Below are 13,040 nucleotides of genomic sequence, written 5' to 3'. Positions count from 1 at the left end.
CGCTTTCCCACCGGGTGACTATCCTTACACGGTTCCTTTTTGGCGTACCCAATGCGCCTTTGTCCCTTCCATTGCACGGATGGGACCCCGCAAAAAACTCACGACACATCCTAACTGGAGACACCATGAATATTACGCATGCCTATGCCGCACAGGACGCGAAATCCAAACTCGCCCCGTTCGATTATAAGCCGCGCGAGCTGCGCGCTCATGATGTGCAGATTGAAGTGTTGTACTGCGGCGTCTGCCACTCTGACCTGCATACCGCACGTAACGAATGGAAAAACACCATTTTTCCGGTCGTGCCGGGTCATGAAATCGTTGGCCGTGTCACCGCGGTTGGCGCACACACCCACAAATACAAAGTCGGTGATCTGGTCGGCGTCGGCTGTATGGTTGACTCCTGCCGCAGTTGTCCGAGCTGCCAGGAAGGCCTGGAGCAGTATTGCGAAAATGGCTTTGTCGGCACCTACAACGGTGAAGATCGCGAGACCAAAGCCATCACCTTTGGTGGTTACTCCACCAGCATGGTTGTGGATGAAAGCTTTGTTCTGCGTGTACCGGAAAATCTCGACCTGGCAGGTGTTGCACCGCTGCTGTGTGCAGGTATCACCACCTACTCACCGCTGCGTCACTGGAACGTGGGTCCGGGTCAGAAAGTCGGTATCGTGGGCCTTGGTGGTCTCGGTCATATGGGTGTGAAGCTGGCGCATGCTATGGGAGCACATGTGGTGCTGTTCACGACTTCACCGTCAAAAATTGAAGACGGCAAGCGCCTGGGCGCGGACGAAGTGGTGATTTCGAAGGACGCTGATCAGATGGCTCAGCACCTCAACAGCTTTGACTTCATCCTGAATACCGTGGCGGCGCAGCACGATCTCAACCCATTTATTGCCCTGCTGAAACGCGATGGCAACATGACGCTGGTTGGCGCACCAGAGCATGATCACCCGGCACCGCAGGTGTTTAACCTGATCTTCAAACGTCGCAGCATCGCTGGCTCGCTGATTGGCGGTATCGCTGAAACCCAGGAAATGCTGGATTTCTGCGGCAAACACGGTATCACTTCAGATATTGAACTGATCGCCATGAACCAAATCAACGAAGCCTATGAGCGTATGCTGAAAAGCGACGTGAAGTACCGTTTTGTAATTGATATCAACACCCTGCGCGAGGAAGCTGCGGCTTAATCCTCATCATGGCTGACGCCCGCCGCGCGCGTGGCGTCAGCCCGTTGCCAGGACGCATCCACCAGATAGTAAATTTGTGAATCTTTCAGGGAGCCATCTAACCACAGGGTGCTCCAGTGGGATTTGTTCAGATGCTCGCTGGGAAACACGTCGCTATGTTCTTCACGCAATAAATCGGCCAGTGCCGGGGTGGCTTTAAGCGAGACCGCCGGACGCCCTTTCACCTCATGCACCATCGCAAATAAAATTCCCTCGCTTTTGATCTGCGTGGCTTTCCAGTCACTGTGCACGCTCTGCTCCGCGCCCGGCTTGCTCATGCAATACGTCAGTAAGTCCGAAGTGTTCATATTTACTCCCCTTGTAAGGTGGCGACAATGCGCCGCGCGCCGCCGTGAACCCGATGTTCACCGAGCCAAATCCCCTGCCATGTCCCCAGCATTAGCCGTCCACGGCTAATCGGTAGCAATAAAGATACGCCGAGTAACGACGACTTAATGTGCGCGGGCATATCATCTGCACCTTCATAATCGTGCTGATAAGGCGCATTTTCCGGCACATGACGTAGAAAATGTTGTTCCATGTCGCTGCGTACCGTGGGATCACAATTTTCATTGAGGGTCAGTGAGGCGGAGGTGTGCTGTAGCAACAAATGCAACTGGCCAATACGCACATCCGACAGGACGCGTAACTGTCCGACAATCTCGTCGGTGATCAGATGAAAACCACGTGGTTTGGCGCTAAGCGTCAAGGTTTGTTGGTGCCACATGCCGAAATCCTGAATTGAACACACCATTTAAGTGTGCAGCATGACGGCGAAAGGTAAAGGAAAAAACGGCCTGAAAAGGAGTGAAAAAAACGCCAGCCCGAAGGCTGGCGGTTTATCGCGGGTTACATCACTGCAGCAAAGGCTTCTGCCACCTGGTGTACGTTGCGGCTGTTCAGCCCCGCCACACACATACGGCCGCTGGCAATCAGGTAGACACCGAACTCGTCACGCAGGCGGTCAACCTGCTGTGCGCTCAGACCGGTGTAGCTAAACATACCGCGCTGTTTCAGCAGATAATCGAAGTTTTGGTTTGGCAGCTTCTCGCGCAGTACCGCAACCAGCGCCTGACGCATTTCAATGATACGCAGGCGCATCGCTTCCACTTCCGCCAGCCAGTTGTTCAACAGCGCTTCATCGTTTAGCACGCAGGAAACCACCTGAGCACCGAAGTTCGGCGGGCTGGAGTAGTTACGGCGCACGGTAGCTTTCAGCTGGCCCAGCACGCGACCGGCTTCATCGGCGCTATCGCACACGATGGAAAGTCCACCTACGCGCTCACCATACAGTGAGAAGATTTTCGAGAACGAGTTGCTGACCAGCGCGGGCAGGCCCGCAGCCGCAACGGCACGAATCGCATAGGCATCTTCGTTCATGCCCGCGCCAAAACCTTGATAAGCGATGTCGAGGAACGGAATCAGCTCCTGCGCTTTCAGCACCTCAACGGTCTGATCCCACTGCGCGTTAGTCAGATCGGCACCGGTTGGGTTATGGCAGCACGGATGCAGCAGCACGATACTTTGTTTCGGCAGGGTTTTCAGTGCCGCGATAAAGGCATCGAATTTTACACCGTTGGTGTCTGCGTCATACCACGGGTAGGTGCTGACCTCAAAACCTGCGCCGTTGAAGATAGCAATATGGTTTTCCCACGTTGGATCGCTGACCCAAACGTTGGAATTCGGGAAGTAACGCTTGAGGAAATCCGCACCCACTTTCAGCGCACCTGAGCCACCCAGGGTCTGAATGGAGGCGATACGTCCCGCTTTCAGCGTTGGGTGCTCGCTGCCAAACAGCAGCGGTGCAATGGCATTACGGTAGGGACCAAAACCTTCCATCGGCAGATACAGCGAGGCCTGATGCGGGGCCGCTTGCAGGCGTTCTTCCGCTGCGGCTACGGCCTGCAGCTGAGGAATGATGCCCTGCTCGTTGTAATAGAGGCCGATGCTCAGATTCACTTTATTTGCGCGAGGATCCTGTTTGAAGGTTTCCATCAGCGACAGAATCGGATCGCCAGCATAGGCATCAACGTTTTGAAACACGGTGCAGATCTCCATGATTGGTCAAAAAAGTCAGGTAATGATGCATCGTCAAACCCTGTAGCGGCCTGGGCGGTGATTCATGGCGATGATCAGATTTAGGATCACCGCACCCGCTATCGAGGCAAGCAGCATAGGGACGGATACGACAAACAGCGAAGCCAGCACCACGCAGGTATCAACCGCCATTTGCAGTTTCCCGGCACGCAGACCGATGCGATCCTGCAACCAGAGCGCCAAAATATTGACGCCGCCGAGGCTGGCCTTGTGACGAAACAACACTATAAACCCAATCCCCATTACCACGTTACCGAACAATGTCGCATAAAACGGATTTAGTGAGGAAAAATGGATGAACAGCGGGTGCAGATGAGTAAACAGCGACACCAGCCCCACCGCGCAAAAGGTTTTCAGGGTAAATTCCCAACCCATGCGCCGCACGGCCAGCCAGTAAAATGGCAGATTAATCAGGAAAAAGGCGCTGCCAAACGAAAGTGGTGTCAGATAGCTGATTAAGAAGGCAATCCCGGCAGAACTGCCAGTCAGCGCACCCGCCTGCTTCAGCATAATCACGCCAAAGGAGACCATCAGCGTGCCAAGCACAATCGCCAGAGCATCTTCAATGTGGGAATGGGGAATTTTGGTGGGTTCTACAACGTTATCCATGGATTTTTCTCATTGCAATTGATGCGGTTCAAATGCAAAAAACGCACCACATCGGCGACGTCGTGCCGCCGCCGATGGGTGCCAGTGATTATCCAATTGATAACTAAGGCGCTTTATTGCAGGTTTTTGTGCATAGCCTGAAAACTGAATCACTAAGCCATGCACAAATCTGTTATCTGGTGCGCGTTTTTTGCATTTTATTGGCAATAATTGCACCAGACTAGCACATTACGCACTTTTTTGGCGCGTTTTGTGCTCAGGAATTATCATCAAACCGTTCTCTTTTAAACGGCTCAACACCACCGAGGTTTTCACATGGGCCACGCTTTGATGACCCGAAACCAGTTGGCTGATTAATGCGCTGAGTGAAGCCAGATCCGCCACCGCAACTTTCAGCAAATAATCTGCATCACCGGTGGTTTTGAACGCATCCACAATGGCCGTTTCCTGCTCAACCATGCGGTGAAAACTCTCTTCATAATCGGGGGTGTGGTTAATCAGCCGAACTTCAATCAAGCCCACCATACCGAGACCGATAGCATCGGGTGACAAGCGGGCGTGATAACCCAGAATCAGGTTTGCCTGTTCGAGATTGATGCGTCGGCGTGAACATTGGGACGCCGAAAGGCCAACTAAATCACTGAGTTCCTGGTTAGTGAGGCGGCCATTAGATTGTAATAATGTCAGTATCTTAAGGTCGTAATCGTCTACCTGAGTCATTCTGCTTCCAGAGCGTAAATGGGTGCGCTTTGCTACAGATAACCTGATTAAAGCCGGGGTTGTCCAACACTATTTTCTGATGACGTGAAATGCATGCACAGATCGTGCATGCAGAGGGGAACAGAGGATTATTCGTCGTCGTATTGCGGGCCTGCGTAGTTATCAAAACGCGACCAGTGACCGTTGAAGGTTAAACGTACTGTGCCGATCGGTCCGTTACGCTGCTTACCGATGATGATCTCGGCAATGCCTTTCAGATCGCTGTTCTCGTGATATACCTCATCACGATAAATAAACATGATCAGGTCAGCATCCTGCTCGATCGAGCCGGATTCACGTAGATCCGAGTTAACCGGGCGTTTATCGGCACGCTGTTCCAGTGAGCGGTTAAGCTGCGACAGCGCCACCACCGGCACATTCAACTCTTTCGCCAGCGCTTTAAGCGAGCGCGAGATCTCAGCAATTTCCAGCGTACGGTTATCTGACAGCGATGGCACACGCATCAACTGCAGGTAGTCGATCATGATCATGCTCAGACCACCGTTTTCACGATAGATACGGCGCGCGCGCGAACGCACTTCCGTCGGCGTCAGGCCGGAAGAATCATCGATAAACATGTTCTTCTTTTCAAGCAAAATGCCCATAGAAGCAGAGATACGCGCCCAATCCTCATCTTCCAACTGTCCGGTACGGATACGCGTCTGATCTACACGTGATAATGAAGCCAGCATACGCATCATGATCTGTTCGCTGGGCATTTCCAGACTGAAAATTAACACCGGCTTTTCGTGCAGCATGGCGGCGTTTTCGCACAGGTTCATGGCGAAGGTGGTTTTACCCATCGACGGACGCGCCGCGACGATAATCAAATCAGAACCCTGCAAACCGGCGGTTTTTTTGTTCAGATCCTGATAACCCGTATCGACCCCGGTGACACCGTCGTGCGGCGTGGAGACCAGCGATTCAATACGCGATACCGTGGCTTCAAGAATTTGCTCAATGTTCTTCGGGCCATCATCTTTGTTGGCACGCTGTTCAGCAATTTTGAAGACATTGGATTCAGCAAAATCAAGGAGATCTTCACTGCTGCGTCCCTGCGGATCATAACCGGCATCGGCGATCTGGTTCGCTACTGAAATCATTTCGCGCACCACAGCGCGTTCACGCACGATGTCAGCATACGCACCAATGTTGGCCGCACTCGGGGTATTTTTCGCCAGTTCGGCGAGATAGGCAAAGCCACCCGCCATCTCCAGTTCGCCGCGCGTTTCCAGCGATTCTGACAGCGTGATCAGGTCAATCGGCTGCCCGGCTTCCAGCAGGCTCTGCATTTCAGAGAAGATCAGCCGGTGCGAGCGGTTGAAGAAATCCTCTGCAACTACGCGTTCGGAGACGTTGTCCCAGCGCTCGTTATCCAGCATCAACCCACCGAGTACCGACTGCTCCGCCTCAATGGAATGCGGCGGCATTTTCACGCCCTCCAGCTGACGGTCGCGGGTTTCGTTCGATTTGTTGGTGGGTTTATTTCCTGCCATAGTGAATGCATTACCGATCTTTTGGAGTGACGGGCAAGTATAACGTCACAGGATGAACAATCACAGGAGTCAGAATGGCAAAGCGTATTCAGTTCAATGAACACGGCGGCCCTGAAGTACTGCAATGGGTGGATTTTGAGCTCAATGACCCCGCTGAACATGAAGTACAGGTGGAAAATCGGGCGATAGGTATTAACTACATTGATACCTATGTGCGTAGCGGATTATATCCGGTGACGACGAAACCGTCTGGCCTGGGTACGGAAGCGGCGGGCGTAGTAAAAAAAGTCGGTTCTGCCGTAACACGCTTTAAAACCGGCGATCGCGTGGTGTATTGCCAGTCAGCGCTCGGTGCCTACAGCGAGGCGCACAATGTGCATCAAGACCGTCTGGTGATTCTACCCGAGCGCATCAGCTTCGAGCAGGGTGCAGCCTCGTTCCTGAAAGGCCTGACCGTGCAATATCTGCTGCGTCAGACCTATAAGGTCAAAGCGGATGAGACATTCCTGTTTCACGCCGCAGCGGGTGGTGTTGGCCTGATCGCCTGCCAATGGGCGAAAGCACTAGGCGCGCATCTGATTGGCACCGTCGGCTCCACTGAGAAAGCGCAGATTGCCAAAGAGGCGGGGGCCTGGGCCACTATAAACTATCGCGACGAGAATATTGCGCAGCGGGTGAGTGAACTGACCAACGGCAAAAAAGTCGCGGTGGTTTATGACTCGGTAGGCAAAGATACCTGGGAAGCGTCACTCGACAGCTTGCGTCGTCACGGCCTGATGGTGAGTTTTGGGAATGCTTCCGGTCCGGTCACGGGTGTCGATTTAGGGATTCTGAACAAGAAAGGATCGCTGTTTGTCACCCGACCTTCATTGTTTGGTTATATCACTAACCGCCAGGAACTCGACAACGCCAGTGCCGAGCTGTTTTCATTGATTGCCAGTCATGCGATTAAAATCAATGTGCCGGAACAACAGAAATTTGCGTTGAGCGATGCAGCTCAAGCGCATAAGGTGCTGGAAAGCCGCGCGACCCAAGGCTCAAGTCTGCTGATTCCTTGACGCCAGAAAGCAAACGGGGCTTCCCGAAGGAAGCCCCTTTTTCTTTTTTATAGTTCGCGCTGGTGTAGGGACAGCGGCGATGAATTTGTTTCGACTCAACGGCAAATATCCTGACAGAAAACATAAGTAAAAAATATGTTTAATTGCAGATTTCGACTAAGCATTGCTAACTCTGTGATCACCCCCGCATTTAGCGCCAGCTGTTTCTCTCTAACTTACTGATTTTTCTTTTCAGTCGGTTCAGCTTCATTTCACCCTGCGGCGTGGTAAAGGCGCGATACAACCAGACAGCCACCACCGCCAACACCAGCCACGGCAACAATTTAATAACAAGTGCAAATAACCCGCCGAGGAACATCAGCACCGTTGCAACAATCAGCGCGGCAATCACACCCAGCAGCGACACGCCGGTCAGCAGCAGCATGAGGAAAAAGCCGATAACAAATAATATTTCCACGAAGGTTCTCCTGTGTAGGTTACAGGGAGTCCATTACAAGATGCGTGCCAACATGAACCTCTTGCTAAGGCACTGAAATTATTGGAGGTGTTTTGTGGGATGGATGGCGAGAATAGTGAAATTCACCAACTTTTAGTGTGAGTAAAACCGTTTAACCCTATCCGTAGCGGCGCGATTTATCGCGCAATTTCGTGCGCGTTGCAGGAAAAATCCGTGCGATAAATCGCGCCGCTACGGGAGAAGACATCAGGCTTCCTGGGGAATTTTATCCGCCACCAGAGCCAGCGCCGCTTCCAGCACGCGAACATCAGCGCCCGGTTTGTGGGCATTCTCGCTAAGATAACGCCGCCACTGACGTGCGCCTGGGATTCCCTGGAACAAGCCCAGCATATGACGTGTTACGTGGCCAAGATACGTACCTTTCGCCAGCTCCGCCTCAATATACGGATACATGCTACGCACTACCGCCACTGGGTCGACAGCTGGCGTATCGCGACCAAACAATTCACGATCTACCTGCGCCAAAATGCCAGGATTTTGATAGGCTTCACGCCCCATCATCACACCATCCAGATGTTGCAGATGGATTTTGGCTTCTTCCAGCGACTTGATACCGCCATTGATGGCCATAGTCAGTTGCGGGAAATCACGTTTCAGTTGATAGACGCGCGGATAATCAAGTGGGGGTATCTCGCGGTTCTCTTTTGGGCTAAGCCCCGACAGCCAGGCTTTACGTGCGTGGATGATAAACGTGTCGCAACCGCCCTGCTGCGCCACGGTGCCGACGAAATCGCACAGGAAGGCGTAGCTATCCTGATCGTCAATACCGATACGGGTTTTTACCGTAACCGGAATGCTCACCACGTCCCGCATCGCTTTAATACAATCCGCCACCAGCGCGGCTTCGCCCATCAGACAGGCACCAAAACGGCCATTCTGCACGCGATCGGACGGGCAGCCGACGTTGAGGTTGATCTCGTCGTAACCACGCGCTTCCGCCAGTTGCGCGCACTGCGCCAGCGCCGCCGGATCGCTCCCTCCCAGTTGCAGCGCGACCGGATGCTCATCTTCACTAAAGGCCAGATAATCGCCCTTGCCATGAATAATCGCACCGGTGGTGACCATTTCGGTGTACAGCAGCATGTCACCGCTTAGCTGACGGTGAAAATAACGACAGTGACGATCGGTCCAGTCGAGCATCGGGGCAATGGAAAAACGTTGCGAAGAGAAGGTATCGGTCATGAAACGCAGTAAATCCGGGGTTAAGTGATGAGATTCTGCGCAATGATATCACAGGATTGACGGGCGACACAGCCGCCCGTCGGGATGAAGGAGATTGATCAGAAGTTAAAGCCGAGCTGCAACATCGCACCCCAGGTATTGTCGTCGCCAACCGAACCCGCCAGATCAAGGTGAACCGTATTGTTAAACGGTGACAAACCAAAACCAGCGGTGAACACATTGGCGTCATTTGACTTCATATCTGCTCGATAACCGGCACGTAATTGCAGCCAGTCCAGTACCCGATACTCACCACCGACGCCAACGTATTGGCTGCTGTCTTCCGATTTAAAGCGCTTAGTTTGCGTCAAATCGACATCGCCGGTCAGCGTGAAGGCACTGTAGTTCCAGGCCAGACCGGTGGTGACCAGTGGACGGATTTGGTACGTATCACGGTAGCCATTCACTTCTTTGGTATCGATATCACGTGAAATCAGGTTCTGCCCGGTCAGGCCGAATGTCCAGTTATCGGCGAAGTCCGTGGCGATCCCGGCATCGACGTTAAAGCCGGTATCTGAGCTGCGGTAACGGCTGTTGTTGATATCGCTTTTGTCGTAGTTGTAAACGCTGGCGGTGTAGTTATACAGCCAGGTTTTTTGCAGTTTCGGCGTAATACCTACAGAAACCGGATGTCCGGCGATACTGAACTGGTGCGCCACGGCAATACCGTAATCGGTCACTAACGCCGCCAAACCGTTGGCACTGGACGTCAACTTATCCTCATCACCCGGCACCGGAATAACCGTGCCATCGGCGACGCCTTGCAGATAATCGATATCGCTTTGTGACACGTTAGCGCGGATATGCGCTGTGCCGTAGGCTTTGGTCACAAAAGCGAAGGGCAGTGTTTCATTGGGTACCGTAACAGCCAGTGCAACCCCTGCTGAACCATCTGCTTTGTTACCACGCAGATCGCGAAGCTGACTCGCCATATCGCCCGCAGCGGCCTTAAGTTGTGGATAACCGTTGAGGTAATCCTGGAAGGTTAGGTTATCAATGACTTTCTGATAACGGTCGACCGTGTCCGTAATGTCATCAACACGATTAATCAATTTGTCTTTATCAGTAACCTGTATCCCGGCTGAAGGGAAAATGATACTCACGTCATCATCAGGTTTTGCTTTGGTCATTAAAGCCGGGTTTGCCAGTACCGCAGAACTCCAGGTGGAAGAAGCGACTCCCGTCCCTCCCATTGCATCGTTACGTGCGTCGTACCATGTACCTGCGGCCAGGGCCGAAGAGGAAAGAAACACGGCATTCAAAACAACAAGATAACTAATACTTTTGCGTCTGAATAATGTCTTCACCATTTGCCTGCCATCACCTTTAAATGTCGTGACCACGTCATCGACGAAACAATTTACCAGCCCTTATTGTGAACCCGGGCTAACGATTCATTGCTGTGAAATGAAAGGAAATAGCACTGCTATTCGCAGAATTGACTGCTGACGCACCAATCTGTCGTGTATTTATGCAAAAAAATAAACGGTACTTAAATTAAGGCCAGATATTACTTAAGCCCTTTTGAACCTTAGACGCTAAGTCGGTGAGTTGCAAAGCAAAAACCGATAAGCCAATTTAATGATGCTGTAGCAACGAGAAATGACGATAGCCGGGTGAGACAGGAAGGAAAACAATTGTGCCGCTAACCTGATGAAAAAATGAAATTTTACTGATCATGTTGAGGAAAAAAAGCAATCACAGCAGCGTAAAAATTTGTGTGATAAAATAACATCACCTGCAACCTGGAGAACGCTTATGTCAAATCTGTCGCCCGACCAACTGCTCACCCAGGCAGAAACGTTATGCCTGCAACGCGGCGTACGTCTGACCTCACAACGCGCCGAAGTACTGCGTCTGATGGCCGAAAAGAATGGATCGATCAGCGCCTATGATTTGCTGGATCAGCTGCGGATCAGTGAACCCCAGGCAAAACCGCCGACGATTTATCGTGCGCTGGATTTCCTGCTGGAGCAGGGATTTATCCACCGTGTGGAATCCAATAACAGTTATGTGGTTTGCCATCATTTCAATGAACCGGCACACACCTCAGTCATGCTGGTGTGTGATCGTTGTGCTGCGGTCAGTGAAAAACACGCACATGGTGTGGAAAAGATCATTGCTGGCCTGGCTGAACAAGCAAGTTTTGCCCTACGCCACAGCGTAATTGAAGCACATGGGCTGTGTGAAAACTGTGTCGAAGTGGAAGCCTGTACGCATCACGAAAGCTGCGATCACGATCATCAGGTGGAGAGTAAAAAGCGGGGTAAAAAAGGATAGAGGGCACATCCCTGTGCCAGCCCGATCTTCACGATCGGAGGGCAGGAGCATCGTCCTTAAACGGGTCCGTTACCAGTGATAATCCTTGTTGTGACTTTCCCAGTCTTTAACTTCTCGCTCGGCCTGATCTTTTGCGTAGCCGTAGCGTTCCTGAATTTTACCCACAAGCTGATCGCGTTTACCTTCAATGACCGTCATATCGTCATCCGTCAGCTTGCCCCATTTTTCTTTCACTTTCCCTTTGAATTGTTTCCAGTTTCCGCTCACTTCGTCTTTGTTCATAACCCTTCTCCATGTCATGCAGAGTGATGGTAGTGGAATACCCAATCCCCAGTGGGTAAAACCAACATAACGCGCTACTCATTCGCGCTGATAAGGATAATTATAGTAGACAATGAATAATAGTTAGCACACTTACAGATTATTCTGTATCCAGAGTCTCATTGTTCGTGAGTCGCAAACCAACTGTCAGCACGCCAGTGGCGATGCCAAATCCACCACAGCGTTAGCCCGCGCATTGCCAGAAATACCGTCACCGCCAGCCATAACCCATGATTACCCAGCCAGGGGAGCGTCAGTAAAGACAGACCATAACCGAGCGCCGCCAACGCCATACTGTTACGCATTTCCCGGCCGCGCGTCGCACCGATAAACATGCCATCCAACAGGTAGCACCACACGCCCACTAACGGCATTACCACCTGCCACATCAGGTAGCGATCGGCCACTTCCCGTAGTTCTTCCAGCGAAGTCAGCAGCGCTACGATATGTGCGCCAAATAACGCATAGATCACCGCAAACACCAGTGCCACCAGGCCCGCCTGGCGGCAGGCTGCGTGCCAAATCAGCAATAATCGGCTGCGGTCTTTCGCTCCGACCGCTTCACCAGAACAAGCCTCTACTGCATACGCGAAACCATCCAGTGCGTAAGCGGTGAAAGTCAGGAACATCAACAGAACGGCATTGACCGCCACCACATCCGGGCCGATACGCGCGCCGAATATCGTCAGTGACGCAAAACAGATTTGGACCAGGAAAGAGCGCAACATAATGTCGCGGTTGAGGTGAAACAGGCGAGCAGCATCACCGCGCCAACTCTCCTTCAGCAAGGAGAAATCAATACCGCGCAGCTTCAATACCCGTGCCACCATCCATAATCCGACAGCAAGGGTGACGTATTCTGCCAGTGCCGTTGCCGCCGCCGCGCCCGCCACTCCCCAGCGCAGACCCAGAACAAACGCCAGATCCAACAGGATATTGACCAAATTCCCCACCACCAGCAGCACCACTGGCGCACGCGCATATTGCACGCCCAATAACCAACCGAGGATCACCAGGTTCGCCAGCGTGGCGGGAGCACTGAGCCAGCGAATCTGGATAAAGAGTTGTGCCTGCTGCTGAATCACGAGGCTCCCTCCCATTAGCACCGCGGCCAGATTGCTGACAGGCGTGCGCAGCAAAATAAATAGCACCCCGGCCACCAACGCGATTAGCAGCGGTTGGATGAGCGCCCGTGCCAGTGCCGTTTTATCGCCCGCGCCAAAAGCCTGGGCGGTTAACCCGGTCGTGCTCATACGCAGAAACAGCAGCAGCATAAAGATGAAACTGGTCGCCGTGGTGCCTACTGCCACGCCACCGAGATATATGGGGCTATCGAGATGCCCAATGACGGCGGTATCAACCACGCCCAACAGCGGAATGGTGATATTGGAGAGGATCATAGGCAGCGCCAGCCGCCAGAGTGCTTTATCAGAGGAGGAAAACAGCTGCATCA

General features: G+C 52.5%; 14 protein-coding genes. 3 read left to right on the top strand and 11 right to left on the bottom strand.

Features of this window, described 5'->3' with window-relative positions:
• Nucleotides 1-125: 125 nt before the first annotated feature.
• Nucleotides 126-1,190, top strand: coding sequence for an NAD(P)-dependent alcohol dehydrogenase (locus AC6I8W_RS01680; RefSeq protein WP_415173298.1), 1,065 nt, complete (start codon nt 126-128; stop codon nt 1,188-1,190).
• On the opposite strand, the gene AC6I8W_RS01675 is transcribed toward AC6I8W_RS01680, so the two are convergent.
• The 6 genes from AC6I8W_RS01675 to dnaB form a co-directional block, all read right to left on the bottom strand.
• A complete protein-coding gene (locus tag AC6I8W_RS01675) occupies nt 1,187-1,537 on the bottom strand; it encodes an MmcQ/YjbR family DNA-binding protein (protein ID WP_497836717.1) in 351 nt (116 codons plus the stop codon). The two genes, AC6I8W_RS01680 and AC6I8W_RS01675, sit on opposite strands and share 4 nt — an antisense overlap.
• A 2-nt stretch (nt 1,538-1,539) precedes the next feature.
• On the bottom strand, nt 1,540-1,956 hold the full coding sequence (locus tag AC6I8W_RS01670) for a secondary thiamine-phosphate synthase enzyme YjbQ (protein ID WP_497836716.1): 417 nt from the start codon (nt 1,954-1,956) through the stop codon (nt 1,540-1,542).
• A 122-nt stretch (nt 1,957-2,078) separates the two neighbouring features.
• Complete coding sequence (locus AC6I8W_RS01665) at nt 2,079-3,272, bottom strand: amino acid aminotransferase (protein WP_497836715.1); 1,194 nt, start codon at nt 3,270-3,272, stop codon at nt 2,079-2,081.
• 48 nt (nt 3,273-3,320) lie between these two features.
• The gene (locus AC6I8W_RS01660; protein ID WP_497836714.1) at nt 3,321-3,935 is read right to left on the bottom strand and encodes a YitT family protein; all 615 of its coding nucleotides are present in this window, start codon (nt 3,933-3,935) and stop codon (nt 3,321-3,323) included.
• 228 nt (nt 3,936-4,163) lie between these two features.
• Nucleotides 4,164-4,655, bottom strand: coding sequence for an Lrp/AsnC family transcriptional regulator (locus tag AC6I8W_RS01655; protein ID WP_013507495.1), 492 nt, complete (start codon nt 4,653-4,655; stop codon nt 4,164-4,166).
• A 128-nt stretch (nt 4,656-4,783) separates the two neighbouring features.
• Nucleotides 4,784-6,190 (bottom strand): replicative DNA helicase, encoded by a 1,407-nt coding sequence (dnaB, locus tag AC6I8W_RS01650; RefSeq protein WP_480367412.1) that lies wholly within the window; start codon nt 6,188-6,190, stop codon nt 4,784-4,786.
• A 74-nt stretch (nt 6,191-6,264) separates the two neighbouring features.
• Between dnaB and AC6I8W_RS01645 the strand changes: the two genes are divergently transcribed.
• Nucleotides 6,265-7,248, top strand: a complete 984-nt coding sequence (locus tag AC6I8W_RS01645) for a quinone oxidoreductase (RefSeq protein ID WP_497836713.1) — start codon at nt 6,265-6,267, stop codon at nt 7,246-7,248.
• Nucleotides 7,249-7,438: 190 nt separating this feature from the next.
• Here the strand turns inward: AC6I8W_RS01645 and pspG are convergent, their stop codons facing one another.
• From pspG to AC6I8W_RS01630, 3 genes are all read right to left on the bottom strand, one after another.
• Nucleotides 7,439-7,705 carry an envelope stress response protein PspG gene (gene pspG / locus AC6I8W_RS01640; RefSeq protein ID WP_497836712.1) on the bottom strand — a complete coding sequence of 89 codons (267 nt, stop codon included), beginning with the start codon at nt 7,703-7,705 and terminating at the stop codon, nt 7,439-7,441.
• 246 nt (nt 7,706-7,951) lie between these two features.
• Nucleotides 7,952-8,947 carry a tRNA dihydrouridine(20/20a) synthase DusA gene (dusA, locus tag AC6I8W_RS01635; protein WP_497836711.1) on the bottom strand — a complete coding sequence of 332 codons (996 nt, stop codon included), beginning with the start codon at nt 8,945-8,947 and terminating at the stop codon, nt 7,952-7,954.
• A 98-nt stretch (nt 8,948-9,045) separates the two neighbouring features.
• Entirely contained in the window at nt 9,046-10,296 is a 1,251-nt protein-coding gene (locus AC6I8W_RS01630; RefSeq protein WP_497836710.1) for a conjugal transfer protein TraF, read from the bottom strand.
• Between the two features lie 448 nt (nt 10,297-10,744).
• Here AC6I8W_RS01630 and zur point away from each other — a divergent pair, with 448 nt between their 5' ends.
• Nucleotides 10,745-11,266 carry a zinc uptake transcriptional repressor Zur gene (gene zur / locus AC6I8W_RS01625; RefSeq protein ID WP_497836709.1) on the top strand — a complete coding sequence of 174 codons (522 nt, stop codon included), beginning with the start codon at nt 10,745-10,747 and terminating at the stop codon, nt 11,264-11,266.
• 69 nt (nt 11,267-11,335) lie between these two features.
• Here the strand turns inward: zur and AC6I8W_RS01620 are convergent, their stop codons facing one another.
• The gene (locus AC6I8W_RS01620) at nt 11,336-11,548 is read right to left on the bottom strand and encodes a CsbD family protein (protein ID WP_497836708.1); all 213 of its coding nucleotides are present in this window, start codon (nt 11,546-11,548) and stop codon (nt 11,336-11,338) included.
• A 158-nt stretch (nt 11,549-11,706) separates the two neighbouring features.
• A complete protein-coding gene (gene dinF / locus AC6I8W_RS01615; protein ID WP_497836707.1) occupies nt 11,707-13,038 on the bottom strand; it encodes an MATE family efflux transporter DinF in 1,332 nt (443 codons plus the stop codon).
• Between the last annotated feature and the right edge of the window lie 2 nt (nt 13,039-13,040).

The sequence above is a fragment of the Pantoea sp. X-Soil-TKNS-1211 genome (genome assembly GCF_059730495.1).
Note: the sequence above shows the minus strand (reverse complement) of the source record. Positions and strands in the feature narration are given on the sequence as shown.

Excerpts from the sequence above, each read along its gene's own strand:
- AC6I8W_RS01630 (WP_497836710.1), bottom strand. The coding sequence starts at position 10,296 with ATGGTGAAGACATTATTCAGACGCAAAAGTATTAGTTATCTTGTTGTT.
- AC6I8W_RS01620 (WP_497836708.1), bottom strand. The coding sequence starts at position 11,548 with ATGAACAAAGACGAAGTGAGCGGAAACTGGAAACAATTCAAAGGGAAA.
- dnaB (WP_480367412.1), bottom strand. The coding sequence starts at position 6,190 with ATGGCAGGAAATAAACCCACCAACAAATCGAACGAAACCCGCGACCGT.
- AC6I8W_RS01680 (WP_415173298.1), top strand. The coding sequence starts at position 126 with ATGAATATTACGCATGCCTATGCCGCACAGGACGCGAAATCCAAACTC.
- AC6I8W_RS01670 (WP_497836716.1), bottom strand. The coding sequence starts at position 1,956 with ATGTGGCACCAACAAACCTTGACGCTTAGCGCCAAACCACGTGGTTTT.
- AC6I8W_RS01660 (WP_497836714.1), bottom strand. The coding sequence starts at position 3,935 with ATGGATAACGTTGTAGAACCCACCAAAATTCCCCATTCCCACATTGAA.
- AC6I8W_RS01645 (WP_497836713.1), top strand. The coding sequence starts at position 6,265 with ATGGCAAAGCGTATTCAGTTCAATGAACACGGCGGCCCTGAAGTACTG.
- AC6I8W_RS01655 (WP_013507495.1), bottom strand. The coding sequence starts at position 4,655 with ATGACTCAGGTAGACGATTACGACCTTAAGATACTGACATTATTACAA.
- zur (WP_497836709.1), top strand. The coding sequence starts at position 10,745 with ATGTCAAATCTGTCGCCCGACCAACTGCTCACCCAGGCAGAAACGTTA.
- AC6I8W_RS01675 (WP_497836717.1), bottom strand. The coding sequence starts at position 1,537 with ATGAACACTTCGGACTTACTGACGTATTGCATGAGCAAGCCGGGCGCG.
- dusA (WP_497836711.1), bottom strand. The coding sequence starts at position 8,947 with ATGACCGATACCTTCTCTTCGCAACGTTTTTCCATTGCCCCGATGCTC.
- dinF (WP_497836707.1), bottom strand. The coding sequence starts at position 13,038 with ATGCAGCTGTTTTCCTCCTCTGATAAAGCACTCTGGCGGCTGGCGCTG.